This is a genomic window from Carnobacterium sp., from assembly GCF_040274945.1.
Classification (GTDB): domain Bacteria; phylum Bacillota; class Bacilli; order Lactobacillales; family Carnobacteriaceae; genus Carnobacterium_B.
Map to the genome: position 1 here is coordinate 92,546 of NZ_JBEMAR010000008.1, position 23,905 is coordinate 116,450.

Genomic DNA, 23,905 nt, shown 5'->3' on the forward strand with positions numbered 1-23,905 from the left:
AAGGAATGATAAAAATGGTAAGCAAGAAAAAAAGATATTATCAAATTAAAAGACTTTGGGAAACTAGAGGGAACGAAAAGGAAAGTTTTACAGATTTTCTTTATAACTTAGAATCAGAGAGAATCATAACTTTCAAAGAGTGGGTTAAATTTACGAAAATGTTTGAAAAATTAGGATAAAAGAGTTGACTTTTAACTCTTTTTCCTTTATAATGAATATATAAATAAGAAAAGGAAGTGTTTATAAAATGTTTGAAACTTATGAAAAACCAATCCAATTAAAATCAATGGGGAAAGAAAAAGGTATCGTAAAAATTCGATACAACAAACTATTTAAAAAATTAAAGATTAAAGTCTATTTCAGAAATAAGAAAGTTTATTCTGGTGAAGAAAAAATTGATGATAAAAAAAGTTTAGAATTATTAGAAGTAGTAAGAAATAAAGATGTTTCTTATTATAAAGAACTTTCTTATTATAGCGTTTATTCTGGTTTAAACAGCATTGTTATTGCCTATGATGAAAATAATGAACAAGTAGGCAACGATTTAAATGGCTATGCTTTCAAAGATTTTATTTCTGGTACAGATAAAAAAATTGAAAAAATAATTGTGCAAAGAAGTATAAAAAACGCTTGACAATTTTCTTGCTTTCCCTTATAATAATAAGTGTAAGGGAAAGCAATTACTTAAATTATAAAAAGGTGGGAACAAAATGAAAAAATTAATTCTAACAGATGTTGACGGTACACTAACGAAAAAGAGCGTGGTTCTATCACACGCTGGCTATTTAATTGAACAAGGTATCATAAAAGATGATGGTTCTTATAAAGCTTGGTCACAAGATATGAAAAACGAAAGTTTGATTGTGGCGGTTGCCGAAAATTATCGTTCACAAATTACAGGCTTGAGAGAAAGTGATATGCAAGCACAAACTTTCATCGCAAAATTTTTTGCAAAAACTGATAACTGGTACGATACACTAGGTAGAATCAAGGATAAACAAAAAGAGGGCTATGAGGTTTGCCTTGTGACTGGTTCAAGCGACTTTCTTATCAAACATTTAGCTGATATTCTACAATGTAATTATCACGCAACAGAATATTTAAAAGATGAAAATGGATGCTTTACAGGCAATGTAAAGGGAATGTTTTCCGAAACACAAAAAGATGATTGTGTACAATGGAATTACAACTTAAATGAATATGATGAAATTGAAGCATGGGGGGATACGGCAAGCGATTTTGGACTTTTCAAACATGCAACTTACAAAATGTTAGTTGACCCAACCTTTGAAACTCTCAAAACACTAGCCCAAAAAATGATAATTGATTTAATTTTATAATAGAAAAGGCTTGACAAGCCTTTTCTTATCCTTTATAATAATAATATAAGGTGGTGAAAGGAATGCTATTTTTTACTAAAAAGGTATGGATAACAAAACACTGCATGGCAAGGTTTGCCGAACGTGTTGGCGATAGTCAAGGGAACAAAGTAAAATATTCTAACAATGCTATACGCAAACAAATTTTAGAAGATTTTCAAGTTATGAATATTAGATATAAAGAAGCAAAACAGGCAGATAATACTTTTCGAGTTTTCACAAAAGGCGCTAGAATTTACGTGTGCCAAGAAACAGAAAAAACAATCGTGGTTAAAACTGTAATTCAGCAAACAGTAGAACAAGCAAAAGAATTTAAAGAAAAATACTTATAAAAAGGAAGTGCTTATAAAATGTATAGTTTAATTAAAGAACAAGCTTTTTCTGGGAAAAAGAATGATTTCTTTGTATCGTTATATTGTGAGAATGGAAAATCATTTTTAAAATTGCAAGAAATGTATAAAGATAGCTTTGATTTTACAGGCAAAGAAGTTGTTTGTAGATACTATAAAATTTTAGGTAAACACAATAAAAAGAGATTGATTGCAAAATATAATAGACACAGTAAAAAAATAAAATCAATGTTAGATTACAAAATTTAAGGTGAGAATTTCTCACCTTTTTATTTTTAGAATATTATAGTAAAAAAATAATATGTTATTTAATTTTGGTCTGTGAAAATTTTCACAAACTAGTTCCGTTATTTTATTCATAGAAGTTTGTGAAATGTATAAAATAATATAACAGCCCAAGAGAAGAAGAATAAAATAACATATCCCGAATTGGCCCCCGAAACGTTGGTATATCAAGCTTTCATTTTCATTTTCATAGTTTTCATTTCCATTTTCAAGAATTAAAAAACGGAATCCCAAAATCAAAGTTTGTGAAAATGTATAAAGATGCAGAGGAGGACGTTATTTTTCGGCCGCTCGCTGGCGAGCGCAATTTTACTCTGTTATTTAATGTTTGTCAAGTTTTTGGATCTGTTATTTTATTATTTTTAGGTGTTATTTTATTCGCCCATAAGTAGACCCCTTGTGAACTATTGAGCAAGACAAAACGTTGATATATCAAGCTTTCACAGGTGTTTTCACAAGAGATTGTGTATATTTCACAGCTTATTTTGCGCCCGAAACTGTTATTTTATTCCCTCTTGGGTGTTATTTTATGATTGTGAATTTTTTCACATGTTATTTTTGTTATGTTATTTATCGCAATTAAAATAACATGAAAATACTTATGAAAGTTTCTGAAAACCTATGAAAGCTTGATAGACCGCCATTTGTAAGCGCTATTACGGATCTGGCGTGAAATTAAATAACGCTATCTCAGTTCACCGAGTGTTATTTAATAATAAAATAACATCACAAGCAATTGTGTTAAAATGAGAAACAATTCTCATTAAATTCTAATGAAATTATAACTGTTTTCTCAGTACCATTCAGATCGAAAATGTTATACTATGTATGTAAGTAAGAGATATGAGGAAAAAAGCAAAAATTAGAAATTTCTCATAATCGAACAAAAAGATTTGCAAAGTGAAACAAAATATGCTATAATGAATTATAAAGTTAAATAAGTCCTTTGAAAACAGAATACTTCCCTTTTTACTCTTTGAGAATAACACAAAAAAACTTTTAAAAAAGTAAGAAAAAAGTGTTGACAATCAAAAAGAAAGGTGTTATACTTAAAGAGTAGTAAGGGATCGACTTACTAACAAAATTATAAAAAGGTGGAATTATCATGGAAAACAAAAAACAAACAGTAGCGGAAAAATTTGCAGAAGTAGCACGAGTATTGGTAGCGGCAGGCGCTCAAACTGAATTAGTTGATTTCATCAACGAACGCAAAGAACAACACGAAAAACGCACGACAAGCAAAAAACGTGGCTTGACTAAAACGCAAAAAGAAAACTTGGTACACGTGGAAAAAATCAACGCTTTCTTCTTTGAACAAGCCGATCCAGAAATTGCATATACAAGTGCAGAAGTTGCTCAAGCAGTAGGTGGCGAAATCGCAGACTTTACACCTCAAAAAATGACTGCTTTGTTGAAACAAGTTGAAAATGCTGAAAAAGTTGCACAAGCTACAAGCGACAAGAAAAAAGTAGGCTATCAAGCTAAATAAGCAAGCGTAGGAAGTCGGGGCTAGGTAAAAGCCTAGCCCTAAAATTATAAAAGGTGGGAAAAATTGTGAAGAAAATTGACAAGCGAAAAAATTATATTTTAGTATTAGACGTTGAAACGGCGGGCGACGTGGAAAAAAATCCTTTGTGTTATGATATTGGTTTTGTAGTGACCGACAAAAAAGGCGTTATCTATGAAAGATTTTCATACGCAATCGAGGAAATTTTCGATGATGATGCCCTCATGAGAAGTGCTTACTACTATACGAAACTACCACTATATCGGGAAAAAATTCGATTAGGTCAAATGAAAGTGAAACCTTTGCGATATGTTCGGGCGGTTATTCTAAACGTGATGAAAGAATACAATATTAAACAAGTCGCAGCTTACAACGCCTACTTTGATTTTGTCAAGGCTTTAAATAATACATGGTGTGAATTGACAAATTATCCTTACTTTTTCCCTTATGAAGTAAGTCAAAAAATGGAAATCACTTGTATCTGGCACATGGCTTGCCAAACCATTTTTTCTCAGAAAACTTTTCCAAAGTGGGCTATCGAAAATGGTTTTTATTCAAAAGCAGGGAATCTAAAAACAAACGCAGAAGTTGCTTATAATTGGCTTATGAAAACAACTGATTTTGTGGAAGAGCATACCGGCTATGAAGATGTTTTGATTGAAACTGAAATCATGGCATGGTGCTACCGACAACATAAAAAAATGAACAAAAAAATCAATCGTTATTGTTGGCGTATTCCTAGCGCTACCCACAAAAACAAAATCAACGAAATCAATATGAAAGAGCTTGCGACTTTATAAGTCGCAAGTATGGTGAATAAAATGGTTAAAATTAGAATTGGTGGCGTATTATATAATGTTATAGAAGATGATTTGTTGGTAGACGACGTGAGAGATATGGTTTTAAAAGCTGTTCATTTTCTCAATCTTATTGATGATGATTTTTTACCTAACGAAAAAGATGATGCTTTAATTTCTATTTTAGAAGATTTATATCAATTCAAGCTAGAAGAATATCAACCAAACCCTGATATAATCGAATTTTAAAAAATGATAGTAGGGTGTTAGCAACAAAACACCCTACTAATAATATAATAAAAAAATACACCCTTTGGAGGAAATTAATATGAAAAAATTTTTAGCCGGTCTACTTATTATTTTAGTGGTATTCGTTTTATTTAGTATCACACCTTTAGTTTTAATGTTAGTGTGGAATTATGTAATCGCTCAACTTTTTGCGGTTCCCCTTGTTACATTTTGGCAAATGTTTTGGATAACTATTGCCTTATCATTTATCGGCGGACTCTTTAAAAATTCATCAAGTAAATAATCAGTCACCGACTGATTATTTTTTTATTGTCTTATTAAATAACAAGTGTTATTTTTAATTAAATAACATTAGAAAGTTCTCATTTTTCTTTTGTTATTTTTTAATTTTTTTCTAATGTGAAAAAGTTCACAATCCAATTAAATAACAAAGGGGGCTTGTTCTTGAATCATAAAATAACATTCCCAAAACGTTGATGTATCAAGCTTTCATTGAGTTTTCATCCCGAAACTCACCCCTGAAATTGTTATTTTAAAATGTGAAAAATTCACAAGCCATCCCAAAATGAGGGGATTATGAGAAAGGAGGTGTTATTTTTTGGCCGGTCGCGAGCGGCCGGAACCTAGCCTCTGCGACACCACCACGCTAACTTTTTCTTATGTTAAACGAGCTGCTTCAAAAGCTGGGAGTTTGGCCCACTACCCACCCCCTCTTGATTTATTTAGAATAATATGTTACAATATAAAAAAAGACCTTTTTAAGGTCCGGTAAAACAAAAAAAGGCCTAGCGGCCTTCTATAATATAATCTAGCATATCGTTGCGTAATCTGTCTTTGTCTAGGTTAGGTAGCTTCTCTAGCAGGAAGTTATAGTTATCTTCTAACGTATCGACAATATTATCTTCTAAGCAATTGAAGATACCCTCATGTCTATCATATACGCTTACACTACTTTCGAAATCAACCCAACCGATGCACTGCTCACCATAGTCTGATCTCCGTGGGTCCATACAGGTGGCAAAGAGACCTAGCTGCAAACTGTCATTAAAGAATATAACAGGATAGGTACTGATACCAGGGAACTTCTTCCGACTGTTGTAATGAGGTTGTTGCGTAGAAACACCAACAGTACATTGAAAAGTAATTTCTTCTTCTAATTCCTCACTGCTACCTTCGGGATCATGATCTAGACGACGTTCCATCTCGGCAAAAGCTTCTCTAAGGTTTAGCGCCTTATTGCTTCTCATATCCCTAACAAATTCAGATGGATCAGAGTCACTCCATCGATAATGTCCGTAGGTTTTCTTCCGTGCAAGATGACTTAGAATAGGCAAGCTGCCACGAACTGATAATGGGTCCGATCCATTAGTTTCAAATACCATACGTCTGAAATCATCATGGATGTAGCTACCCCTAGCGTTCATAACATGCCTTAGACAAGAGTTTGAGTTAATTTGGTAGTCAAGGTAGTAGTGGTACATCAAAGATGAGAGAATAAACTCGTTAGAATCGAAGATAGGTAATGACAGCATCTTTTGGGCTGCTCTTTGTAGATAGGTAATGCAATCCATGACAAAGAAGTATGTTGATTCAGGTGTATGCTTTTCAGTATTTTCTTTATATGAATCAAATAGAGCAGATAGACCAAAAACTCTTACTGCATTATAGTTACGGCTAGTGTCAACTTTCAACAATAGATATCCATGCTCCATAGTATAAACCCAGTCTAAGCCGTAGGCATCTGTTTTGAACTGAGGGAGATCAAATGATGAATCATATTTCCAGTAGATTACTTCCATCGCATTACGAAATCTGCCAAAGGCATTCCATGAGTCTTCAAAGATTTCATAGGACTTAGCGATATTCAAAATCTGTTCCCGTCCATCTTTAGTTGTACTGTTGTCTATAATCTCTGTTGAGATTGATTCTAATAATGAGATTTGGTTTTTAAGTTCCTTCAGTTTATCGTGTATATTCAAAATGATAACTCCCTTCCATAATTTGAAAATCGAAAATCGAAATTCATTTTCCTAAAACTAAGTGCCCAAGAGAGAAGAAGAACTAGGCCCCCTTGGGGAGGGCCCCCTATTAAAAGAGGTTTTCTTCTGCTATGCTTCTGGCCTGGGCCATGGCTTCAGCAAGCCGTTCGTCACGAATGCGTTCTGCTGATCTAAGAGAGTCAACAAGAAGATCGACATCGCTTGGTTCATACTTAACCTCGACGGTGGCTCCTTCTTTAGCTTCTTTAGCAGCTCGTTGCTCTGCAGCATGGAGACCATGATTCTTATAGACTTCTTTTGTTTTATCTTCAATCATATTAGCACTTCCTACTCTTGAATCGAAGCTAAACAGATCAAGATCAATCAGACTAGGATCAACATCATAGCCATCATTAACTTCATCATCTTTAGGCAAGTCCATACGTCTTGCAATGTCAACAGCAGACTCAGCGTCTAAATGTTTGAAAGTCTTTTCTAGGTGAGAAACAAAGTCTTTTTCAAAATGAATATATGTGAAAGCACGAGATCCATAAGTGAATGGACAAATATCATTGAATCTAATGCCCTTGAAATTTGTACTTACCATAGGAGGACGAGTTCTCATATAATTATCATTATTTACTACTCGCTCCATCTTATTCATGTCATAATTGTGGAAATCTTCTGGTTGTCTACCAACACGATATGAAAGATGATCGGAAATATCCTTTTCAAGGAAGCCTTCTCCTTTAAGTTCATAGAGTTTAAAGGCTTCTAGCACTTTATAGTATTCTTCATACCGCTCTTGTCCATGACAGGATAGGTAGTCTTCCCCATATTGTGTAAGTTTATTATGTTGGATAGTAGCTACCGGAACCTCTAGTTGACCAATTTTTTTATTTTCTGGATACAAAATAGTAGCTAATTCCTTATTGAAAGCAGGCTGATTGCCCTTAATAGCTTTTTGGATATACATCAAGCGTCTAATAAAATCATTTTTGTAATAATAGGGGTCTGTCACCACTCTAGTAAACAAAAGAGTATTGGCAAAGGCGAACACTGCTTCAGCAGCTTCGTCTTCATCATCAAAACGAATAATAGGTATAGACATCAAAGTTTTTGATACTATTGCCCAAGCAAACAAAATTTCGTCCATTGTACGTCTAATTGCTGCTTCTTCATCCCTAGGAGGTGTCATAGTCCAAGAAGATGGATAGTAATAATCAATACTGATATTAGTAGTAGTTAGAGTTTGTTCATTGTTGAATCTAAAGAATACTGGATCAGCCTCTCGTGATACATAGAATTGAACATCGGCTGGATCTGCATTAAAAAAAGTTTCAAATGTGCTAGTGCCATGATATGAAGTATCTTGAATAGAATCGACTTGCACTGAAAAACTTAAATCAGGAGAAGCTTTTTTGATCATTTTGGAAATGGTATTTGAGATAATCACATGTAACTCAGGACTTAACTTAACATGAGTTGTTTGCTCTACTAAAGCGATAGGTGACTCCTCATGTACAGTTTCGATAAAGGTTTCTAAGACCTCTGACTTGGTAAATTTACGAATCATTCAAAAAGCACTCCTTTTCATTTCTTACTATATATATATTATACCATTTTGTATAAAAATTTTCAAATATGTATGGGGAAATAGGCGGTCGCATATTATCGTGTCCAGGAGGAGGTCAGTGCTACGTGAAAGGTGCTGAAAGGGTGCGCCACATAACTCCGCTACTTTCTGCTACTTTTCAACTCTTTTGGTCTCTTTTTCCGTTAAATCCCATCCCTTACCTAGCCTACGACCGTGTAACACGGCATCTTTCCCCAGGTTTTTCCGTGTATTAGACGGAAATCTTATTTCTTTTCTTTCCCCTTAAAAAAGGTCCAACGGCAAGGTTTTATCGTCTAGTAGGTCCCTAAGCTTAGGATATACCTTCTCTAATTTAACAGCATCGTTTAAAACATCAGCAGCTTCTTCAATTTTATCTAGCATTTCGTCCATTGTATATCCTTCAATTACTATCTTAAACTTCGGTTCAGCATCCGTAAGAATAAAGTGACTCGACATATAGAAACGAGCATCCCCATCATCATCGTTAGCAACTTTTACAAAAGATTTACCTATATCTTCCAGCTCTTTTAAAACCTTATAAGTCTTCCCAACTGTAAGATTTACTGCAGGTACTTTACAGATAACCATATCATTTTCCTTGAATTTAAACAATTTAAAATATTCATCTCTATAAGAAACTGTATTTCCATTGTCATCTGTAAGTATTATATATTTCCATGAACAAACATCATCTTCTGAAGTATCTAATACTTCATAGGCCTTATGCAAGGTAAAAGGCCATCCTTCTTGATAATTAGCTTCAACACATTCAACTAAATCACCTTTTTTAAATTCTGTCATACTATACCCCAACCTTTCATTTCTTGTTCACTTAATACTTTCAAGGCAGCATATTCTTGCTCATAAAGTCGATCATAACCATCAACTTCAGAATAATCTTCCGCAAGAGAACTTAATACTGAAGCAATCTCTTTAGCACTATGGGAACCCGAAATTCTTAATAAAGCAATTTTTTCAAAAGCTGCTTTTAAATTTGAATCCCGACTAATTTCTTGTTTAACTTCATTTAGCTTTGAATTAGTTGAATCCCACAAAAGAGTTAAATCAGTCCATGGCTTGACCATTTCCTTAGTCTTTCTTACAATTTCTTCAATTTGTTGTAGCGAACTTAGCTGGATAGTCTTGCCTTTCTTTTCTAGTACATCTAACACATATCCTAATGATTGTACTATAAACTCTCTATCATGTTGATTTAACATAATCTTCCTCCTACCCGAATACTCCATAGCCAACACTAATATTCAAATCTCCCCAGTAACCAAACAAATAAGGTATCTTATCATTAACACGCTTATATTCAAGATCTGGCAATGAAATCTTAACAAACTCCATGAACAATACAGCAGCTTCTTCAGCATCGAAGTAATAATTACCTAAAAAATTATCAAATAATTCAAGATCAACTCCATGCTGAGACAAGATATCAGCTACTTCTTTATTTATTTTATTATCGTCCCAACTATTAATCAATCGAATAGGATTGGACCCTATCATATCATTGCTATCAAAAGTCATATTCAATAACTCAGTAGTCTTATGATAGGCATCAATAATTTCTTCCTTAGATTTATTCATTTCCATTGTGATATTCTCTGACTGACTATGCCCATCCTTCGACCAGTCTCCGATAGGTAATACATAAGTATATTCCATATTAGGCCTCCTCTGCGCTAACGACTTCAAAATAAGAATCAGGTGCCGCAACAATATTTTCATTTGTTATTTCATAAGAACTCATTCCATAGACCTCTTCTAAAGAATCAGCTTGAACAGCGATTGTTGTTGTAGTTACCTCACGAATCTCTACATGATAAGTGTTCATCAAAATCTTCCTTTCTTATTTAACTCTATAATTAATTATATCATTTTAAAAACAAAAAAACAAGTAAGTATTTCTACTTACCTGTCTCTCTGTACTCATATTGTTTAAATATATCGTCCATGGTCAACTCATAATCTCGGCGAACACTATTTAAAGGAATATTGAAATATCTATTTTCATCTGTCTTTAAATAATCATCCAACAAGAATACCCAACGTGCCACAAAACTCCATAATGGCGAAGTCATATCAATTACCTCATAGTTATATGTGAACGAAGGAACATCTGTATCGGCGCTCTCTTTAACCTTTGTATCAGTCGCAGGAGCTGTCTTAATAACAAACGAGCCATTTTCATCCCTCACTATATAATTATAAACTCTTTCGCCAGGTTCACCACTAATCGTAACGTATGTTGGAATATCCGAATCATCAAGTTTTATTTCTACCAATGGTGTTTGTTCATATACCTCTCGTGAAGGCAGTAATGCTATCATGGCCCAGGCAGTAAATACTATAAATACAAATGTAAATATAAACATCGTTATAGTAGCTACTATATAATCGAGGCCTTTATCAAACCCACCCACCGAACGAACGTTTTTCAATGTCATATAAAATATGAACGCTGCAAAAGCAAGATATATCATTTGGCAGACCTCCTTTTCAACCTCAATAACAATGGAGGACTAGAAACATAAACTTTTTAACCGCCGGCGCCAACGTAAGAGTAATATTTAACGAGCGTTAGCGAGTTAAATATTACGATATAATGTAGTACGAGGCGTAGCCGAGTATAATATAATTTAAGCGAAGTTTCTTTTACAAAACACGTGTTTTAGTGCGAAAAAAATTATGCCTACTTTTTTGACCATCACCAATGAACTGTAAAATAGTCTATATCATCCTCATAGATCTCTCTGAAAGTAGACACCCAGAGATCGTCTCCAACTACTCCCCATTTTAAACCATGGTGGCTATGAGCTGCACCTCGTGTAACTTCACCAACACGACTAGGTATATGATTGTCATATTTTACAATTTCTTGAGCCGCATATACACGCACTAACTCATCATCTTTAGTATAAGAATAAACAGCTTTATACTTCTTAAATAAAGTATTAGGACTTCTATAATTAAGATTTTCTTTGGTTGTTAACCATTCAAGATTTGTTGCTCTGTTATTACTAGGATTACAATCAATATGATTTGCTACCATTCCTTCTTGATATCCTTCTACAAAAGCTGATGCAACCAACCTATGGACCATTTCTAATTTAGATGCTAGTTTACTGTTTCTTATTTGTACTCGATAATAACCAAGTCCATCACTAGATTCTCGTTGTGATAAAATACGCCCTGTTTTTATATCCATGATCCTACCAAGATTACTAACTAAATATCCCTCGGTGATATCCTCGTAAGGAGGACCAAAAGGTCTCCATTCTTCTAATTCTTCGATAAAATCACCTCCTTTTATACAAATTTGATGTCAATCCGTCAAATTTTTTTCGTTGCTCATCCCAAAAAGAGATCTGCAATATATTCTATAATAAACATTACCAAAAATATAAATAAAAATAAACCAACTAAAGAGACCAAAAATGTTAGGATAGGAAGGCTAAGAAGTGCAACTAACCCAATTAAAAATACGAGAACAGTACCTATTGCTAGTATAGCAACCCAGATAATAAATAAAGCAAGTGTGTTTTTAAATGCGTCTTTCAATCTTTCTTTCATATGTCCTGACTCTCCTCCTTGTATACCATAAAGGCTAAAACAACAACTGTCAACATTAAACCTGGGATAACCCCCAAGAGTGCGATCAATATGGGCGCAATTAGTACGGTGATGGCTCCGACGATGATGATCATCAATATGTGTAAAACTGTTTTATTCAAATTGGCTCCCCCCCTAATGAGTGAACATAGAAATTACTATTCCAATAAATAAACTTACAAAAAGACTTACCGCTATATTCGCCACAATACCAATAACACCAAGCCATATCATGGCCCATCCGTAATAATACCATTCTTTGGAACTTATCCTTTTAATGCGCTTGAACATGGGTCAACCTCCTCGCTTTCTTGCATCAATGTAAAACATTATTAAAAAAGCAGTAGTTACTGGTAAGCTAATTATTACTGGTATTTCTAAGAGAAGACAAGAAATACCAAATATGACTAGCGTCACTCCACCTAAGAACAAATCTATAGCTTTTATCTTATTGAACATGGATAACCTCCTAGATCGCTTTCTTCTGTAAATAAAATTCATCTAAGTTAATATTTGTTTTTTCTTTTTCCATTTTGATACTCCTCTTCTCCATCGAAATATGAAAATAATGCTGCTGTAATAAACGAAATTAATACTGGAATTGGCTCAAAATATAACATAGTAAGCAGAATGATTACTGCTAAGACAATAAAGAAAATATTTGTGAATTTGTTCATTCTAACGCCTCTCTTGTTCTATAATATCAATAACTAAATATATAATACCTATCATCATTAAAAACAACATACCATGAGCGATGAAAGAAAGTATAGCTGCAATTAGACCGGTTAGCAATAATGATGAAAAATAGGCAACTGTTGCTACTGTACAGTAAATAAATAAAGAAATGAAGAATATTTTGTTCTTTTTACTCATAAAACTTCTCCTCCCTTTCTTTAAAAGAATAAATCTTCCATAATACAGAATCCAACAACCATAAATGATGCGAGTGCTATTGCCAAAGAAACGAGTCCAAAAGATGAAACTAATAACATGATAAAGCCTAATATAATCATTACTGCTCCAATCAACATTAATTTTTGTCCAATAGTCATAATTCTAATCTCCTTCTTTCATTTTATCAACAATCACTATTAACAACCAAATAATCAAAAGAATAATCATCATAGGTAAGATTATGGATATAGCAGCAATAAGTACAACGATACCATACAACACTAATAATACGATTATAGCTAATATAATTTCCATATTAATAGTTCCCATTTAAGAAATCAGAAGTCTTTTCTCCTACATTAAGCAAGAAAAGCATTAAACAACAGAAGTAATAAGCTGTTTTTCTATACAAAAACCAAATAGTCGAAAACAAAAATGCCAAAACTAACAAAGGTAAAAATAGAATTACTCTAGCAACTTTTTTCATATTAATCATCCATCCTTTTTATAATTTTTATTATTTAACTTTATAATATATTATAACATCTTTAACGTAAAAAATCAACTAGGCGCTATACATTTCTGTATAATTATATGGGCATTTAACTAGATTCAACCCTATTTATCTTTGATATAGCTTGAAGGATGGTGATAAAAATAGTGAATGACGGTATTATTTACAACAATCAATTTCCGACCGACGATGTGTTTATGTCATTAATTAAAGTGGATAAGCTTTATGGTTATCTTCAATCGATCTCTGCGTGGGATTTCTTTGACAATGGGGGCTTCCGCTATGTGTTAAAAGAAGACTATTCACCCACCAAGATTGCAAAGAAACTTGGGGTCACACGAGCTACAGTCTATAATCAAATGAATAAATTACTTAATAATAACTTTGTTGAAGACCTAGAAGATCGATATGTCCTCAAATACGATAAAACACGCTATACAACAGTTAGTGCAGAAGTATTGAACTTCTTCTCTGATATTACAGCAAAAGATGAAATGTTAGCTCTTTACTCTTATTTTAGGGCTATGTATAATTATCACAAGCATAAAGGTCATGAAGCATTTTACTTTACACGCTCGCATATAATTCAGGGCGTATGGAAAAAGAGCAATGGCTCTGCTAATTACAGGAAACTAGACAATATTCTATATACATTAAACCAACTCGGTCTGATTGAGGTTAAGATTAAAGAAGAATCAACTAAAGACTACGATGTTTATTATATTACAAACGTAGCAGACTCTATCACAGGTGGTTTTGAAAAAGTCGGCGATATTCCAACCGCAACTAACATTGAAGATTAAATAAAAAAGCCTAAACTTAATTGTCTAGGCTTTTTTTCTGTATATTTCTTCTTTTTCATCATATTCTACTGTGTCCCCAAAAGCGATCAAGGAATCAGTGACGATGTATCGGGCGCCAAGCTTGTATGTGTGCCTTGTTGTTTGTTTCGTATAACTGCCGTGGCAGTAATGGGGTGTTTCATTAATCAGCAGCTTTAGGTTCATGAGTGAGGCCCTTATCATCTGCCAACTTGTTGGCGATTTTAGTAAGTCCATCTGCGTCGTCATGATCAACGCCTGCATCTGCAACAGCTTTTTCTAAGTCAGCAAAATATGCTTCACGAGTACGTTCGTCTGGAAAATAGATCATATCTTTCAAGTTTTCTTTAATTTTATCCATAGTGCATCGTTCTCCTTTTTTATTCAAATTGTGTCCAAAACATCGAGATTGTTGGGTTGAGAGATTCTTCAATCTCTCGTTGGCGCTTGGCAGCTCGGTCCGCCAGAGTGTCAAGTTCAGCGTCTGTTGGTTCTTGTTGGATAGATTCCATGCCGACTGTAATGTCTTCCCTTGCTACAACATAGAAATCTTCAGTCAACTGATGAATCAAGAATCCATCAGGAACTTCAAACGCAACAGGTGGCATAGTTTTTTCTAAGCTAGCAAAGTTGTTCATATAAATCTACCCCCAAATTTTTCTTTTAATATAGAAATCGATCTTACCTAATACTTTAACAATGAAATAAGATAACAAGGTCCACATAAACATTGCCATAAAGTAAGCTACGAATAATACAATCGACCCACCAGCAAAGAAAGTGAACAATAAGCTAAATGCAACCCCCATGTAAACTGACAACCAAAACTCCGATTTAGTAAAACCCATAACAATCATCCTTTCTATTATATAAATATTATATCATGTTATCTAAATTTTTTCAACTGTGCTTGCTTTTCATCCAAGATTTCTGAAAGTATTTCATCGCTTTGTAATGTTGGAACAATATGATAGCTTCGCATTGTTTTAACAACATTACCATCAATAATGCGCCGAAACTCATGAATATGAAGTACAATACTATCTATCTCACGCTCTTGGGCTTTCTGCGATCCTTGAGAAGTAATTTCAATAACTTGTACATCTTCATCTGTAAAGTCTAACTTTTTAACTGGTAACACTTCATAGATGCGTTCTTGAAGCCCAGTCTTAGTTTCAACTTCATCATCGATAATTCGATTTATAATAGCGTACATCGTTTTATCACCATACAGTTCTAAAATCTTCATTTTTTAATATCCTCTCTTTCTACAATGTGGTAATTAATTATAGTTTGCTCTTCAATAGAGAAGATCGAGCCATAATCATCTTCAAATATAAGAAATCTAGCCTCTTGCTCATCTACTACATCTAAGAAGAAATAAGGACGCCCATCAATTAAATAACATCTATCCACAAACAGAGTCATTTCTTTTGGTAGCTCTTTGTCTAATTCTTCAAAGCTTAATGTTTCTGGAGTTAAAATAACCTCAACCTTATAACCAGCTAATATATCAATTAGTCTACTTACATCATGATTATCAACATCATGGAATCTTAATTCTGCCATTGGTATTCCTCCCATTCATCCTTACGAATATAAATTTTATGGTTATCATCTATTGCATAGATATTGCCTTCTGCTTCAAATATTACCATTTCATGAGCAAAACCTGAGCAAAAGGAACGTTTTTCGTAAGCATGTTTGATTTTTAATCCAGTTACTTTTTCAAAATATTCTTGCTTTTCTTGGAAAAGTTTCTTGTTTTCATTAGAAGAAAGCCAATTATGATTAGCTTTAATTGCCATATTTTAACCTCCAGAATTAAAGTCTAGTTTAATTGTGTTAGATGGAACATATATTTTGTACTCTATGGTATCAATAGATCTTTCAAAGCCGAACATTGCAATACGATGATACCAAGGTAGTTCTCCGTTCGTTGTTGTTGTGACAGAGACATGTGGCTCTACATCATCAGACATATATAAAGGAGATTCGATTGGTGCTGTGCTTACTCTATATGCTCCCTCATTATCTTTGATATAGAATTTATATCTATCCTCTGAGTAACCTAATTGAAAATTCTTGTCAGTAGTTATACTATAGATAGGAATTTCTTCGGTCGTTACAGTTTTTTCAATTTTATAAGTATTCGCTGAATACACCCAAAAACCAAGAATTACTATCATAATAAAAGAGAATAAAACTCCACTTGACTCCCAAACACTAGCAGAAATTATAAGAAAAAGTATAAAGAAAATTATTAATATCACAGCCATTTTAAAACTCCCTTTCTTATTTAACCTTATAATATATTATACCATTTTAAATAATAAAAATCAAAAAAGAGAAAGCTTTAGCTAGCTTTCTCTTTTTTATTATATTGTTTCCAAACCTGCGTTTGGAATTTTTTAGGTTGACCCTTTAGCCAATCCCGTAGATCCACTCCTTGAGTAAGTGGGGTTTGTTTAATTTCTTTAGTTTTCTTTGGCATCTTCATTCTCCTCTTCTTCTATAAATTCAGCATCGATCATAGGGATAAAATGCTTATTTCCCTTTTTATCAAAGCCAATAACATGGGGTGCATGGTCTATATGACCAATGTAAGTGCGTCCATCAATAGGATGCTCACAAAAGCCACCGAATGAGTAAATATTTCCTTTTTGATCTTTAAACATATACCAATACACCTCCTAAAGATGGTGATGGGATTTGAACCCACGATGGGAAATTTCTTTCCTACAGATTTGCAGTCTGTTTGCTTCAACCAGCTTGCTTACACCACCATAATACTGACTTAATAGTCAGGATTAATTAATTTAAATACGTTAGTTCGGACAATAAGGTCGCTTTCATCTACATAAGAAACTATGTAAAGTTCTTTTGTTTTTTGATATCCAAGATCAACATGAACAAAGTCGTAACCAATGAAGTTTTCTTTCAAATAAGCTTCTAGCTCTTCTCTTAAATCATGAGAGTTGCCTTCTTCATCAATGATAGTCTTGTGATATCCAGATTGCAGCATGCTCCAGTCAGTCCAATACTTATCTGCAATTTGCTCCATAGCATCTTCCATAACTATCCTTCCTCTCCAACTACAAAATCTTCATGTGTACCATGCTCGGTAGAAATATTTACTTCATAACCGGCATACTCCAATCCTTTAACAAAACCCTCAATTTTGTCAAGAATTTTATTGTGATAATAATCACCTTGCATTACAACTTTATTTGTATCTAAATCAATTAATAAAGCTTCATCTTCAAAGTGAATGTTGATAATTGTTAAAAAATTCTTCTTAATCATATTTATAACTTCCTTTCTTAACCTTATAATTAATTATATCATATTATATAAAAAATAACAAATAAAAAGCCCAAAAGAGCGAGAAAGGAATGTAAGCGCTCCCCTGGGTTATCAGTTGGGCCTTGAGCAGCCCAACCGTATGTTCCCTACTGGAATCGAACCAGTGCGCATCGGGCTTCAACCGATTGCTCTACCGACTGAGCTAAAGGAACTAGAAGCCCCCGAAGGGGCAGATTTATTATAAACCGAGCTTGATAAAATCGTACTCAGGTTTGTTTAGAACTTTTAACATCATTTCTTCTGGACTAGAGATTTCTCCACCAAGAACAGCAGATAAGACGTTAGTTGAGAACCCTGACACAAGCGCCACACCTTGTTCGTTAAAACGAACTGGCATGTTACCACCGTGAGCATTCACGTTCCAGAATACTACTGATGGTAATTCATAACCCTGAGCGTTAAACTTGCGTTTAGCATTGTCAAAGTTATTTAATGAAGCATTTCGTGCGCAAATGTTAAATTCCATGTCTGAAATGATAACAATTTTGCTTGGAAGGTCCTCTTGCGGAGTACCATTTTTAACAGCTGTGTCTAGGATTAGATCGAAGACCGCTTCAATGTTGGTACTATCGATGATTGAATGCTTACGATACTCTTTCATTTTATCACGCAATGTCCCATGCTCTGGTAGTGTTACCAGTTGTGGACGTGTTGAGAATGTGATAAAGTTATTCTTGAATGCTCCTTCTAGGCGTTCAGCAGTATAAATTGCTAGACCTTCCGCAACATTCCATGGTGCTACAGTGTTATTAGAACCCCATCCACCAGTAGAGGTCATTGAACCAGAAGTATCGGCAACAACAATAGCATTGTCTTCGACACCCTTTAGAACATCGTCCATTGACTTCCATGTAGCTTCTAGTACAGCGTCTACTGGTTCTACTTGGCTCCAGCCGAATGCTACCTCTCCATAGGCACGAACAACTTCGTGAGGCATCATTAGCTTACCATTCATTTGTTTTTCTCCACTATTAACAGCTTCGATAAATGCTTGGTATTCGTCTTCTAGGTGACGATTAAATGCAGCACGGTAGCGGAACAATGCTTTTGAAGGTAATTTCTCAAAGTTAATTGAGCTATACTCCTTAGCAGCAAGCTTAACTTCTAGTACGCCAATGTAAGAGCGTAGTTTAACCATTACTTTACGATAGTCACGAGGTGTGTATCCTAAAGCTTTAGCAATTCGATGCGCCATATGACGACGTTCTGCACTCTTAACGCTAACGTTAGGAACCCATTTAGCCATCAATGAAACAGTTTCGCCAGCTTCCATTGCATCTAAATCTTGAGCAAACTGCTCTTTCAAGACTTCAATACCAATGTCGAACGTTTTGGTGTCTTTAGCCATAATTGCAACTAAATCATCCCAACGACCGAAGTAGCCGACAGATTCTGCGATCATAGTAATCGCTTTATAGTCTTTAGCATCGATCAGATATTGAACAGCAATACGAAACGCATCACGTTCACCTAAACCGCCAAGACGAATGTTACGTAAGTGAATCAAGTTACGAAGGGCAATCTCACGATCTTCATCGTAAGCTTTTGCGAACAAAGGTTTGATTGCAGCCTTATTTTGTCGCATTGAACCAGCTTGTGCGTAAAAATCTAGGTTAGCGTTCAAGCTAGATGTAAAAGTGCTTGCACCATTTGCTGTGCGCCCAACTGTTGTTTCCTCTTTTAAATTGTCTAAAAATGTCATAGTTATTTCTCTCCTTTTTCTCTTTTGGTTAAAAATAACTCAAGAACCAAAATGTTTTTAATATTTGAATTAAACATATTAATTTGCTGTAAGGTTCTTAAATTATGTACTACAAGAAGCGTATCTATTGGGAAGATTGCCCTGCCATTGAGCCTCTGGCATAGCCAGGTGGGATTCGAACCCACAACTTATCTTTTTCATTAATAGTTGTAATTGCTGTTAGCTTCTTAATGCACCTTGATGGAATCGAACCACCGACATCTACCTTGTAAGGGTAGCGTTCTCCCGCTGAACTAAAGGTGCGGTTCGTACCAGATTAGAGACTTTCACTCCCCCAAGAATTTGCGCATATTCTCGGATAACCCGTAGATAAGTAGTCCAATTTACAGGTAAGTAGTACAATTTTAAGGAGCATTGACCGGTTTTCCGCCTATAAATCGTGCTATACTGGTACTAATGGAGGATAGGAGAGTCGAACTCCTGATACTAGATTGCAAATCTAGGGTTTTCCCGCTAAACTAATCCCCCGAAAAGGCCGAAGCCTTAATCTTTTTGTTCAATAACGTAATAATCTAACCAGGATTCACGCTCATCATTAAAGATGTCTTCCGCTTCATCCCATTCAACATTTTCTTCCGCCATGATATCTGTAATATCACGAGTACCGTGCAAGCCAGCATAGGATTCAAAATCTTCACAAGCACATTCCCAAGCGTATCTAGCAGCTTGTTCTTCAGTACCCTCAAAAGTTTCAATATACTCGGCTTCATTTAAAGAGCCAGCATAAATCTTCCATTTTTTCATTTTATAACTTCCTCTCTTAACTTTATAATTAATTATAACATATTAATAATTATTTTTCAAATCAATAAGCACTTCATAGAAGAGAAAGCACTCTAAAAACAAACAAATAAGTAAAATACCACTAGACATCACAATTAAAAAATAAGTAAAACCTACAATTAATATAGAAATTACAATTAAGTCAGCTATTGTAGATATTTTACCAATTTTTTCTCCCCTAAAGACTCCTCTTAAAATTCCCAAGAGTACAGAGAGAATTGCTATTGGAACTAAAAATAAGATTGGCTCGATTCCCATACTAGACCTCCTCGTAAACAGTTTTTGAAACTACGACTGGCTTTACTTCAACAGGATAGCTAAAGTCAACATATTCATCGAGGTCTTTCCCCACACCTACATATTCAACTGCAAAGAAACGATTATCAATCTGAAATACATCACGAAAACTAACATAATGATCGCCTACTTCTGTAACTTCATGATCTACAACTGAGCCTTCAAATAAATAGATAATTGTTTCATTGTAATCACTGATTTCTTCTCGAAGACGCCCATCCCCTTCGTAGATTCCTTCTTCGGCATCATAAAATTTTAAGAAATTCTTTTCTCCATTTGTCATTGGATAAATACCTGCTTTCATTAAAGTTAAACACTCCCGACAGGATTCGAACCTGTACTCGCAATCTTAGAAGGAATGTGCTTTTCCAGTTAAGCTACGGGAGCAAAAAGACTGGGTTGTAGCCAGTCTAAATTAAAGTTTCACGCTGTGGTGGGTTGTCCTTCAAACGATTCATTATATTAGCCATTTCAAAATCATTGAATCCGTAAGTTTCGTATTGATTATTCAACAAAGCTTCTTCTGTTAGCTGCAAACGAACTTCATAATCTTTTTGCAAGATACCATACAGTTTATTTGCTAGAGCAACTGCCTTATCAGGATCGATATCTTGTTTAACAGCTTCTTCATAAGACCCATATTTATCAATCAATCCTTCTTCTTGTGCAAACCAGTTTAAGGCTCCAAAGATGTCAAGATTGTCGTCAAAAATTTCGTCCATATTTCTACCCCCTAGAAATTGTCTGTAATTACTTTTTTAACCAAGGCGCCGTCTACTTGAGACTTATAATCTTTCATTACAAGACCCATTAGTTTACCAATATTGTCACCTTTTTTAGCACCAGCATTACTTAAAATGCTAAGAATTTCATCTTCTGTTAGTTGTTTTGGCAAATATTGCTCAATAATAACTAACTTATCTGAATAAGATTTGATCAAATGCTTACGTCCTGCTTCAACAGCAGCATCTAAAGATTCTTTTCCTTGTTTATGTTCCCTTTTAACAAGAGCAATAACTTCATCTTCGGTAAGCTTTGCTTTTTTAGCAATCTGCTCTTTTTCGATGGATGCTTTGATTAACTGTAATACACCAGCTTTTTCAGCATCTTTACTCTTTCGAGCATCGACTAAATCTTTTTCAATTTTGTCTTGTAATGTACTCAAATATGAAACATCCTTTCTTAACTTTCTATAATAATTATATCATTTTATACAATAAAAATCAATAATAATTAACACGCCCCCTACGAATCGAACGCATTGCCTCTGGGTTTGGAGCCCAGTTATACTCCTTGTATTTTTAAGGCTGGGAACGCAGAATAAAACAATAGCGCTTCTGGGATTCGAACCCAGACTGTTGAGATTTTAAGTCCCATGTCTCTGCCGTTGGACTAAAGCGCCATAATATAAAAGCGGAAACTGAGAATCGAACTCAGTGGGGGCAAACCCTAGCTCTCCCTCCTAGCTGGAGGGGCTGTACCAAACAGCTTATTTCCGCATAAGATAATGCAAGAGAGGGGACTCGAACCCCTACGCTCTAAGAGCCACTGATTCTAAGTCAGTGTTGTCTACCAATTCCAGCACTCTCGCAAAATTACCTCTCTAAAAACGTTTCTCCGCTGAAGGCGTAAGTCGTAAACTATAAGAGGTATAGTTTTCCAATTAAGGCGAATATATATAACAGGGCCTGTTATACCCTTATGAAGCACTTATAATTACATTAATTTTTGTAAAGTTTTACCTTCATCATTTAGTAAATATACCTTAGTTATATAATAACTAATATAAAAGGGTTCCAAAGGAGTTATTTTTATAACTAAATCTAAATCTTTGCCTAAATCTAAAGGATTATCAGTAATTATATCATCATCATCATATTCCATGCGGATGATAAGCTGTGATCCATCTTTCATTACGGCAGTAACTTCATTGAGTGAAGTGAATGTTCTAGACACCCCATCGATATAGTCGGTAGTTTCCTTAACTATATCGCCTTTAGCTGCTTTCCTAACTTTGTTAATTTGTAAAATCATATCTATCTATCTCCCTATCTGTCTATTTTTTGCCTCTCGGCAAATACCGACGGAAGGATTCGAACCTTCGACCTTAGCCTTATCAAGACTCTGCTCTACCACTGAGCTACATCGGTGTAATAGCTTAGAGAATCAAACCCTAGCTATTAAAGTTACTATAAGCATTTTCTGCATGACTAGCTTATTTCTGAAGTCCACCTTGTCTGCATGATATCGTGGGCCACAAGAAACTCTTTAACGAGCAGTAACAAGTGAAATCTTAATCTGGTGAACCCATCCAGGTGTTTACTCAGTCTTGACGAGACTTTAACCTTTGTGCACCAAGGTCGTGAGTATTGACTTTTTTATAGTATGATAGCAATGGGCGACTCCATACCTTTATTAAGATTTCTAAAGAGAGTAGGGGGCTCGAACCCCTAGACGTTTTACCGCCACTAGTTTTCAAGACTAGCCAGCACTACCGATATGCAAGACTCTCCATAATTGGTGGCTAAAATGCCACCTTAAAAGGACTAAAACTAAATTTACCATCAATACAATTACGTTTTTGAGATTCAATAACTGTATTCTTCCCAAACATTCCATGTTTTTGAGCATTAGTAAGGTAAAAATACATATTTTTCAAACCAATTAAATTGTCAGTGTGAAAAATAATCTTACCAATATTCTCGGTATTGATAGAATCTAATTCTACCATATCTTGAACAATTTCATAACCATTAGAAACTCCTTCTCCTAGGTCATGGTCAAATGCAATTACATCAATAACAACATCTGGATTAGCTTTACGCCATTCAAGAAATTCTTCTCCAGTTCTGAAAAGAGTCCATCCATTAGGGCATTTACGTAAATCATCAATAAAAATTCTTTTCATAATGAACTTCCTTTCTTAACTTTATAATTAATTATAACATTTTAAAAGAAATTTGTCAATTAATTTCCTTTATATCGGCTGTAAATTTCTTTATCCAATTCAATTAAAGCTTCTAAGGATTCAAGCTGTCTATCATAAACAGTTTTTTCGAGTTCTTTATTTTCTTTTTTAGCTTCTAATAAGGGAACCATAGTATCAATAGCAACTTCATTCAAAATTTCCCACATTGATTCCGTAGCTTTTTTACGTAGATTATGTGGGTTTTCTTTATCTTCATATGCTATAAGACAATTTGCAAAAGAAGGGAAAAAAGTATTGATTTTAAGTAGTATCAAATAAGAAACTTCTTCTAATTCTGTTTTAGAAAAATTATCAGAATTAAAAAATGTTTTAAACAACTCAGCCTTTTCTTTATCTAAGTTTCCTCCATAAGAAATTAAACACCTTGTGTAATCATAACGTTCAATATCTTCTGTAAAAATATTATAATTAATAGCTTCTACAGCAGACTCATAATCACAATTACCTATTACTATTGTGTTTTTAATAAATTCTGTTGTTGGATCTTTTAATGCCATAGCATCTTGATTCCGATTTTTTAATTTTTTATTCTTGATCTTTTGTGCTTTTTTCTCAGCAAACTTTTGCTTGAAATTATCAGATTTAAGAACGGAAATACTACACATTAAGAAACCAAGACCAATAACCCCTAAACTTACATAGAACATTTTAAAACATCCTTTCTTATTTAACCTTATAATATATTATAACA

43 protein-coding genes and 8 tRNA genes are annotated in these 23,905 nt (G+C 34.2%); 9 read left to right on the top strand and 42 right to left on the bottom strand.

Features of this window, described 5'->3' with window-relative positions:
- Nucleotides 1–247 precede the first annotated feature (247 nt).
- The 8 genes from ABS916_RS09585 (at nucleotide 248) to ABS916_RS09620 (ending at nucleotide 4,850) form a co-directional block, all read left to right on the top strand.
- On the top strand, nucleotides 248–634 hold the full coding sequence (locus ABS916_RS09585; protein ID WP_350451687.1) for a hypothetical protein: 387 nt from the start codon (nucleotides 248–250) through the stop codon (nucleotides 632–634).
- 76 nt (nucleotides 635–710) lie between these two features.
- Nucleotides 711–1,340, top strand: a complete 630-nt coding sequence (locus ABS916_RS09590; RefSeq protein ID WP_350451688.1) for an HAD family hydrolase — start codon at nucleotides 711–713, stop codon at nucleotides 1,338–1,340.
- Nucleotides 1,341–1,390: 50 nt separating this feature from the next.
- Nucleotides 1,391–1,711 carry a hypothetical protein gene (locus ABS916_RS09595; RefSeq protein ID WP_350451689.1) on the top strand — a complete coding sequence of 107 codons (321 nt, stop codon included), beginning with the start codon at nucleotides 1,391–1,393 and terminating at the stop codon, nucleotides 1,709–1,711.
- A gap of 18 nt (nucleotides 1,712–1,729) precedes the next feature.
- Nucleotides 1,730–1,978, top strand: a complete 249-nt coding sequence (locus ABS916_RS09600; protein WP_350451690.1) for a hypothetical protein — start codon at nucleotides 1,730–1,732, stop codon at nucleotides 1,976–1,978.
- Between the two features lie 1,141 nt (nucleotides 1,979–3,119).
- The gene (locus ABS916_RS09605) at nucleotides 3,120–3,503 is read left to right on the top strand and encodes a hypothetical protein (RefSeq protein WP_350451691.1); all 384 of its coding nucleotides are present in this window, start codon (nucleotides 3,120–3,122) and stop codon (nucleotides 3,501–3,503) included.
- A gap of 65 nt (nucleotides 3,504–3,568) precedes the next feature.
- Nucleotides 3,569–4,321 carry a hypothetical protein gene (locus ABS916_RS09610; RefSeq protein WP_350451692.1) on the top strand — a complete coding sequence of 251 codons (753 nt, stop codon included), beginning with the start codon at nucleotides 3,569–3,571 and terminating at the stop codon, nucleotides 4,319–4,321.
- A gap of 21 nt (nucleotides 4,322–4,342) precedes the next feature.
- Complete coding sequence (locus ABS916_RS09615) at nucleotides 4,343–4,567, top strand: hypothetical protein (protein ID WP_350451693.1); 225 nt, start codon at nucleotides 4,343–4,345, stop codon at nucleotides 4,565–4,567.
- Nucleotides 4,568–4,646: 79 nt separating this feature from the next.
- On the top strand, nucleotides 4,647–4,850 hold the full coding sequence (locus ABS916_RS09620) for a hypothetical protein (protein WP_350451694.1): 204 nt from the start codon (nucleotides 4,647–4,649) through the stop codon (nucleotides 4,848–4,850).
- Nucleotides 4,851–5,352: 502 nt separating this feature from the next.
- Here ABS916_RS09620 and ABS916_RS09625 read toward each other — a convergent pair.
- The 14 genes from ABS916_RS09625 to ABS916_RS09690 form a co-directional block, all read right to left on the bottom strand.
- A complete protein-coding gene (locus ABS916_RS09625; protein WP_350451695.1) occupies nucleotides 5,353–6,546 on the bottom strand; it encodes a hypothetical protein in 1,194 nt (397 codons plus the stop codon).
- A gap of 109 nt (nucleotides 6,547–6,655) precedes the next feature.
- A complete protein-coding gene (locus ABS916_RS09630; protein WP_350451696.1) occupies nucleotides 6,656–8,122 on the bottom strand; it encodes a hypothetical protein in 1,467 nt (488 codons plus the stop codon).
- A gap of 303 nt (nucleotides 8,123–8,425) precedes the next feature.
- A complete protein-coding gene (locus ABS916_RS09635) occupies nucleotides 8,426–8,965 on the bottom strand; it encodes a hypothetical protein (protein ID WP_350451697.1) in 540 nt (179 codons plus the stop codon).
- Nucleotides 8,962–9,384: a hypothetical protein gene (locus tag ABS916_RS09640; protein WP_350451698.1), complete on the bottom strand. Its 423-nt coding sequence runs from the start codon at nucleotides 9,382–9,384 to the stop codon at nucleotides 8,962–8,964. The genes ABS916_RS09635 and ABS916_RS09640 overlap by 4 nt, the downstream gene beginning before the upstream one ends.
- A gap of 10 nt (nucleotides 9,385–9,394) precedes the next feature.
- Nucleotides 9,395–9,838, bottom strand: coding sequence for a hypothetical protein (locus ABS916_RS09645; RefSeq protein ID WP_350451699.1), 444 nt, complete (start codon nucleotides 9,836–9,838; stop codon nucleotides 9,395–9,397).
- Between the two features lies 1 nt (nucleotide 9,839).
- Complete coding sequence (locus ABS916_RS09650; RefSeq protein ID WP_350451700.1) at nucleotides 9,840–10,007, bottom strand: hypothetical protein; 168 nt, start codon at nucleotides 10,005–10,007, stop codon at nucleotides 9,840–9,842.
- Between the two features lie 73 nt (nucleotides 10,008–10,080).
- Nucleotides 10,081–10,656 carry a hypothetical protein gene (locus ABS916_RS09655; RefSeq protein WP_350451701.1) on the bottom strand — a complete coding sequence of 192 codons (576 nt, stop codon included), beginning with the start codon at nucleotides 10,654–10,656 and terminating at the stop codon, nucleotides 10,081–10,083.
- 224 nt (nucleotides 10,657–10,880) lie between these two features.
- On the bottom strand, nucleotides 10,881–11,492 hold the full coding sequence (locus tag ABS916_RS09660) for an HNH endonuclease (protein WP_350451764.1): 612 nt from the start codon (nucleotides 11,490–11,492) through the stop codon (nucleotides 10,881–10,883).
- 32 nt (nucleotides 11,493–11,524) lie between these two features.
- Nucleotides 11,525–11,746, bottom strand: coding sequence for a hypothetical protein (locus ABS916_RS09665; protein WP_350451702.1), 222 nt, complete (start codon nucleotides 11,744–11,746; stop codon nucleotides 11,525–11,527).
- The gene (locus ABS916_RS09670) at nucleotides 11,743–11,907 is read right to left on the bottom strand and encodes a hypothetical protein (protein ID WP_350451703.1); all 165 of its coding nucleotides are present in this window, start codon (nucleotides 11,905–11,907) and stop codon (nucleotides 11,743–11,745) included. Before ABS916_RS09670 ends, ABS916_RS09665 begins: the two co-directional genes overlap by 4 nt.
- Before the next feature lie 384 nt (nucleotides 11,908–12,291).
- Entirely contained in the window at nucleotides 12,292–12,462 is a 171-nt protein-coding gene (locus ABS916_RS09675) for a hypothetical protein (protein WP_350451704.1), read from the bottom strand.
- A 1-nt stretch (nucleotide 12,463) separates the two neighbouring features.
- Nucleotides 12,464–12,661: a hypothetical protein gene (locus ABS916_RS09680; RefSeq protein WP_350451705.1), complete on the bottom strand. Its 198-nt coding sequence runs from the start codon at nucleotides 12,659–12,661 to the stop codon at nucleotides 12,464–12,466.
- A gap of 20 nt (nucleotides 12,662–12,681) precedes the next feature.
- Nucleotides 12,682–12,840: a hypothetical protein gene (locus ABS916_RS09685; RefSeq protein WP_350451706.1), complete on the bottom strand. Its 159-nt coding sequence runs from the start codon at nucleotides 12,838–12,840 to the stop codon at nucleotides 12,682–12,684.
- 4 nt (nucleotides 12,841–12,844) lie between these two features.
- Entirely contained in the window at nucleotides 12,845–13,012 is a 168-nt protein-coding gene (locus tag ABS916_RS09690) for a hypothetical protein (protein WP_350451707.1), read from the bottom strand.
- A 330-nt stretch (nucleotides 13,013–13,342) separates the two neighbouring features.
- On the opposite strand from ABS916_RS09690, the gene ABS916_RS09695 reads away from it, so the two are divergent.
- Nucleotides 13,343–13,999 (top strand): helix-turn-helix domain-containing protein, encoded by a 657-nt coding sequence (locus ABS916_RS09695; protein WP_350451708.1) that lies wholly within the window; start codon nucleotides 13,343–13,345, stop codon nucleotides 13,997–13,999.
- 181 nt (nucleotides 14,000–14,180) lie between these two features.
- On the opposite strand, the gene ABS916_RS09700 is transcribed toward ABS916_RS09695, so the two are convergent.
- From ABS916_RS09700 to ABS916_RS09840, 28 genes are all read right to left on the bottom strand, one after another.
- Complete coding sequence (locus tag ABS916_RS09700) at nucleotides 14,181–14,378, bottom strand: hypothetical protein (protein WP_350451709.1); 198 nt, start codon at nucleotides 14,376–14,378, stop codon at nucleotides 14,181–14,183.
- Between the two features lie 19 nt (nucleotides 14,379–14,397).
- Nucleotides 14,398–14,655 carry a hypothetical protein gene (locus ABS916_RS09705; RefSeq protein ID WP_350451710.1) on the bottom strand — a complete coding sequence of 86 codons (258 nt, stop codon included), beginning with the start codon at nucleotides 14,653–14,655 and terminating at the stop codon, nucleotides 14,398–14,400.
- Between the two features lie 6 nt (nucleotides 14,656–14,661).
- Nucleotides 14,662–14,865, bottom strand: a complete 204-nt coding sequence (locus ABS916_RS09710) for a hypothetical protein (RefSeq protein WP_350451711.1) — start codon at nucleotides 14,863–14,865, stop codon at nucleotides 14,662–14,664.
- A 38-nt stretch (nucleotides 14,866–14,903) separates the two neighbouring features.
- A complete protein-coding gene (locus ABS916_RS09715; RefSeq protein WP_350451712.1) occupies nucleotides 14,904–15,233 on the bottom strand; it encodes a hypothetical protein in 330 nt (109 codons plus the stop codon).
- Nucleotides 15,234–15,262: 29 nt separating this feature from the next.
- A complete protein-coding gene (locus tag ABS916_RS09720; RefSeq protein ID WP_350451713.1) occupies nucleotides 15,263–15,586 on the bottom strand; it encodes a hypothetical protein in 324 nt (107 codons plus the stop codon).
- Entirely contained in the window at nucleotides 15,574–15,825 is a 252-nt protein-coding gene (locus ABS916_RS09725; protein WP_350451714.1) for a hypothetical protein, read from the bottom strand. Before ABS916_RS09725 ends, ABS916_RS09720 begins: the two co-directional genes overlap by 13 nt.
- A 3-nt stretch (nucleotides 15,826–15,828) precedes the next feature.
- Nucleotides 15,829–16,296: a hypothetical protein gene (locus tag ABS916_RS09730; protein WP_350451715.1), complete on the bottom strand. Its 468-nt coding sequence runs from the start codon at nucleotides 16,294–16,296 to the stop codon at nucleotides 15,829–15,831.
- 77 nt (nucleotides 16,297–16,373) lie between these two features.
- Nucleotides 16,374–16,511, bottom strand: coding sequence for a hypothetical protein (locus ABS916_RS09735; protein WP_350451716.1), 138 nt, complete (start codon nucleotides 16,509–16,511; stop codon nucleotides 16,374–16,376).
- Nucleotides 16,495–16,695: a hypothetical protein gene (locus tag ABS916_RS09740; protein WP_350451717.1), complete on the bottom strand. Its 201-nt coding sequence runs from the start codon at nucleotides 16,693–16,695 to the stop codon at nucleotides 16,495–16,497. The genes ABS916_RS09735 and ABS916_RS09740 overlap by 17 nt, the downstream gene beginning before the upstream one ends.
- A gap of 19 nt (nucleotides 16,696–16,714) precedes the next feature.
- Nucleotides 16,715–16,803 (bottom strand) — tRNA-Cys (locus ABS916_RS09745).
- Nucleotides 16,804–16,814: 11 nt separating this feature from the next.
- Nucleotides 16,815–17,093: a hypothetical protein gene (locus ABS916_RS09750; RefSeq protein WP_350451718.1), complete on the bottom strand. Its 279-nt coding sequence runs from the start codon at nucleotides 17,091–17,093 to the stop codon at nucleotides 16,815–16,817.
- A 2-nt stretch (nucleotides 17,094–17,095) separates the two neighbouring features.
- A complete protein-coding gene (locus ABS916_RS09755; protein WP_350451719.1) occupies nucleotides 17,096–17,323 on the bottom strand; it encodes a hypothetical protein in 228 nt (75 codons plus the stop codon).
- A 140-nt stretch (nucleotides 17,324–17,463) separates the two neighbouring features.
- A tRNA-Phe gene (locus tag ABS916_RS09760) sits at nucleotides 17,464–17,535 on the bottom strand.
- A 26-nt stretch (nucleotides 17,536–17,561) separates the two neighbouring features.
- Nucleotides 17,562–19,085, bottom strand: a complete 1,524-nt coding sequence (locus ABS916_RS09765; RefSeq protein WP_350451720.1) for a DUF2828 family protein — start codon at nucleotides 19,083–19,085, stop codon at nucleotides 17,562–17,564.
- Between the two features lie 231 nt (nucleotides 19,086–19,316).
- Nucleotides 19,317–19,388, bottom strand: a tRNA-Val gene (locus ABS916_RS09770).
- Between the two features lie 154 nt (nucleotides 19,389–19,542).
- Nucleotides 19,543–19,613, bottom strand: a tRNA-Ala gene (locus ABS916_RS09775).
- A gap of 15 nt (nucleotides 19,614–19,628) precedes the next feature.
- Nucleotides 19,629–19,889 carry a hypothetical protein gene (locus tag ABS916_RS09780; protein ID WP_350451721.1) on the bottom strand — a complete coding sequence of 87 codons (261 nt, stop codon included), beginning with the start codon at nucleotides 19,887–19,889 and terminating at the stop codon, nucleotides 19,629–19,631.
- A 42-nt stretch (nucleotides 19,890–19,931) separates the two neighbouring features.
- Nucleotides 19,932–20,186, bottom strand: coding sequence for a hypothetical protein (locus ABS916_RS09785; RefSeq protein WP_350451722.1), 255 nt, complete (start codon nucleotides 20,184–20,186; stop codon nucleotides 19,932–19,934).
- 1 nt (nucleotide 20,187) lies between these two features.
- Complete coding sequence (locus tag ABS916_RS09790) at nucleotides 20,188–20,529, bottom strand: hypothetical protein (protein ID WP_350451723.1); 342 nt, start codon at nucleotides 20,527–20,529, stop codon at nucleotides 20,188–20,190.
- Between the two features lie 10 nt (nucleotides 20,530–20,539).
- Nucleotides 20,540–20,612, bottom strand: a tRNA-Arg gene (locus ABS916_RS09795).
- A 23-nt stretch (nucleotides 20,613–20,635) separates the two neighbouring features.
- Entirely contained in the window at nucleotides 20,636–20,947 is a 312-nt protein-coding gene (locus ABS916_RS09800) for a hypothetical protein (RefSeq protein WP_350451724.1), read from the bottom strand.
- Nucleotides 20,948–20,958: 11 nt separating this feature from the next.
- Nucleotides 20,959–21,390, bottom strand: a complete 432-nt coding sequence (locus ABS916_RS09805; protein ID WP_350451725.1) for a GatB/YqeY domain-containing protein — start codon at nucleotides 21,388–21,390, stop codon at nucleotides 20,959–20,961.
- A 164-nt stretch (nucleotides 21,391–21,554) separates the two neighbouring features.
- Nucleotides 21,555–21,627: transfer RNA gene (locus ABS916_RS09810), tRNA-Leu, on the bottom strand.
- 106 nt (nucleotides 21,628–21,733) lie between these two features.
- Nucleotides 21,734–21,816 (bottom strand) — tRNA-Leu (locus ABS916_RS09815).
- 125 nt (nucleotides 21,817–21,941) lie between these two features.
- The gene (locus tag ABS916_RS09820) at nucleotides 21,942–22,259 is read right to left on the bottom strand and encodes a hypothetical protein (RefSeq protein ID WP_350451726.1); all 318 of its coding nucleotides are present in this window, start codon (nucleotides 22,257–22,259) and stop codon (nucleotides 21,942–21,944) included.
- Between the two features lie 44 nt (nucleotides 22,260–22,303).
- Nucleotides 22,304–22,375 (bottom strand) — tRNA-Ile (locus ABS916_RS09825).
- A 374-nt stretch (nucleotides 22,376–22,749) separates the two neighbouring features.
- A complete protein-coding gene (locus tag ABS916_RS09835) occupies nucleotides 22,750–23,133 on the bottom strand; it encodes a cyclic-phosphate processing receiver domain-containing protein (RefSeq protein WP_350451727.1) in 384 nt (127 codons plus the stop codon).
- A gap of 59 nt (nucleotides 23,134–23,192) precedes the next feature.
- Nucleotides 23,193–23,861, bottom strand: coding sequence for a hypothetical protein (locus ABS916_RS09840; RefSeq protein ID WP_350451728.1), 669 nt, complete (start codon nucleotides 23,859–23,861; stop codon nucleotides 23,193–23,195).
- Nucleotides 23,862–23,905 lie beyond the last annotated feature (44 nt).

Excerpts from the sequence above, each read along its gene's own strand:
- ABS916_RS09725 (WP_350451714.1), bottom strand. The coding sequence starts at position 15,825 with ATGGCAATTAAAGCTAATCATAATTGGCTTTCTTCTAATGAAAACAAG.
- ABS916_RS09605 (WP_350451691.1), top strand. The coding sequence starts at position 3,120 with ATGGAAAACAAAAAACAAACAGTAGCGGAAAAATTTGCAGAAGTAGCA.
- ABS916_RS09655 (WP_350451701.1), bottom strand. The coding sequence starts at position 10,656 with ATGATATATCTTGCTTTTGCAGCGTTCATATTTTATATGACATTGAAA.
- ABS916_RS09620 (WP_350451694.1), top strand. The coding sequence starts at position 4,647 with ATGAAAAAATTTTTAGCCGGTCTACTTATTATTTTAGTGGTATTCGTT.
- ABS916_RS09635 (WP_350451697.1), bottom strand. The coding sequence starts at position 8,965 with ATGACAGAATTTAAAAAAGGTGATTTAGTTGAATGTGTTGAAGCTAAT.
- ABS916_RS09650 (WP_350451700.1), bottom strand. The coding sequence starts at position 10,007 with ATGAACACTTATCATGTAGAGATTCGTGAGGTAACTACAACAACAATC.
- ABS916_RS09800 (WP_350451724.1), bottom strand. The coding sequence starts at position 20,947 with ATGGACGAAATTTTTGACGACAATCTTGACATCTTTGGAGCCTTAAAC.
- ABS916_RS09630 (WP_350451696.1), bottom strand. The coding sequence starts at position 8,122 with ATGATTCGTAAATTTACCAAGTCAGAGGTCTTAGAAACCTTTATCGAA.
- ABS916_RS09615 (WP_350451693.1), top strand. The coding sequence starts at position 4,343 with ATGGTTAAAATTAGAATTGGTGGCGTATTATATAATGTTATAGAAGAT.
- ABS916_RS09700 (WP_350451709.1), bottom strand. The coding sequence starts at position 14,378 with ATGGATAAAATTAAAGAAAACTTGAAAGATATGATCTATTTTCCAGAC.
- ABS916_RS09600 (WP_350451690.1), top strand. The coding sequence starts at position 1,730 with ATGTATAGTTTAATTAAAGAACAAGCTTTTTCTGGGAAAAAGAATGAT.
- ABS916_RS09730 (WP_350451715.1), bottom strand. The coding sequence starts at position 16,296 with ATGGCTGTGATATTAATAATTTTCTTTATACTTTTTCTTATAATTTCT.
- ABS916_RS09715 (WP_350451712.1), bottom strand. The coding sequence starts at position 15,233 with ATGTACGCTATTATAAATCGAATTATCGATGATGAAGTTGAAACTAAG.
- ABS916_RS09590 (WP_350451688.1), top strand. The coding sequence starts at position 711 with ATGAAAAAATTAATTCTAACAGATGTTGACGGTACACTAACGAAAAAG.
- ABS916_RS09720 (WP_350451713.1), bottom strand. The coding sequence starts at position 15,586 with ATGGCAGAATTAAGATTCCATGATGTTGATAATCATGATGTAAGTAGA.
- ABS916_RS09780 (WP_350451721.1), bottom strand. The coding sequence starts at position 19,889 with ATGAAAAAATGGAAGATTTATGCTGGCTCTTTAAATGAAGCCGAGTAT.
- ABS916_RS09735 (WP_350451716.1), bottom strand. The coding sequence starts at position 16,511 with ATGCCAAAGAAAACTAAAGAAATTAAACAAACCCCACTTACTCAAGGA.
- ABS916_RS09705 (WP_350451710.1), bottom strand. The coding sequence starts at position 14,655 with ATGAACAACTTTGCTAGCTTAGAAAAAACTATGCCACCTGTTGCGTTT.
- ABS916_RS09835 (WP_350451727.1), bottom strand. The coding sequence starts at position 23,133 with ATGAAAAGAATTTTTATTGATGATTTACGTAAATGCCCTAATGGATGG.
- ABS916_RS09765 (WP_350451720.1), bottom strand. The coding sequence starts at position 19,085 with ATGACATTTTTAGACAATTTAAAAGAGGAAACAACAGTTGGGCGCACA.
- ABS916_RS09645 (WP_350451699.1), bottom strand. The coding sequence starts at position 9,838 with ATGGAATATACTTATGTATTACCTATCGGAGACTGGTCGAAGGATGGG.
- ABS916_RS09755 (WP_350451719.1), bottom strand. The coding sequence starts at position 17,323 with ATGATTAAGAAGAATTTTTTAACAATTATCAACATTCACTTTGAAGAT.
- ABS916_RS09675 (WP_350451704.1), bottom strand. The coding sequence starts at position 12,462 with ATGAACAAATTCACAAATATTTTCTTTATTGTCTTAGCAGTAATCATT.
- ABS916_RS09585 (WP_350451687.1), top strand. The coding sequence starts at position 248 with ATGTTTGAAACTTATGAAAAACCAATCCAATTAAAATCAATGGGGAAA.
- ABS916_RS09785 (WP_350451722.1), bottom strand. The coding sequence starts at position 20,186 with ATGGGAATCGAGCCAATCTTATTTTTAGTTCCAATAGCAATTCTCTCT.
- ABS916_RS09640 (WP_350451698.1), bottom strand. The coding sequence starts at position 9,384 with ATGTTAAATCAACATGATAGAGAGTTTATAGTACAATCATTAGGATAT.
- ABS916_RS09820 (WP_350451726.1), bottom strand. The coding sequence starts at position 22,259 with ATGATTTTACAAATTAACAAAGTTAGGAAAGCAGCTAAAGGCGATATA.
- ABS916_RS09790 (WP_350451723.1), bottom strand. The coding sequence starts at position 20,529 with ATGAAAGCAGGTATTTATCCAATGACAAATGGAGAAAAGAATTTCTTA.
- ABS916_RS09840 (WP_350451728.1), bottom strand. The coding sequence starts at position 23,861 with ATGTTCTATGTAAGTTTAGGGGTTATTGGTCTTGGTTTCTTAATGTGT.
- ABS916_RS09685 (WP_350451706.1), bottom strand. The coding sequence starts at position 12,840 with ATGACTATTGGACAAAAATTAATGTTGATTGGAGCAGTAATGATTATA.
- ABS916_RS09690 (WP_350451707.1), bottom strand. The coding sequence starts at position 13,012 with ATGGGAACTATTAATATGGAAATTATATTAGCTATAATCGTATTATTA.
- ABS916_RS09750 (WP_350451718.1), bottom strand. The coding sequence starts at position 17,093 with ATGGAAGATGCTATGGAGCAAATTGCAGATAAGTATTGGACTGACTGG.
- ABS916_RS09665 (WP_350451702.1), bottom strand. The coding sequence starts at position 11,746 with ATGAAAGAAAGATTGAAAGACGCATTTAAAAACACACTTGCTTTATTT.
- ABS916_RS09740 (WP_350451717.1), bottom strand. The coding sequence starts at position 16,695 with ATGTTTAAAGATCAAAAAGGAAATATTTACTCATTCGGTGGCTTTTGT.
- ABS916_RS09680 (WP_350451705.1), bottom strand. The coding sequence starts at position 12,661 with ATGAGTAAAAAGAACAAAATATTCTTCATTTCTTTATTTATTTACTGT.
- ABS916_RS09710 (WP_350451711.1), bottom strand. The coding sequence starts at position 14,865 with ATGGGTTTTACTAAATCGGAGTTTTGGTTGTCAGTTTACATGGGGGTT.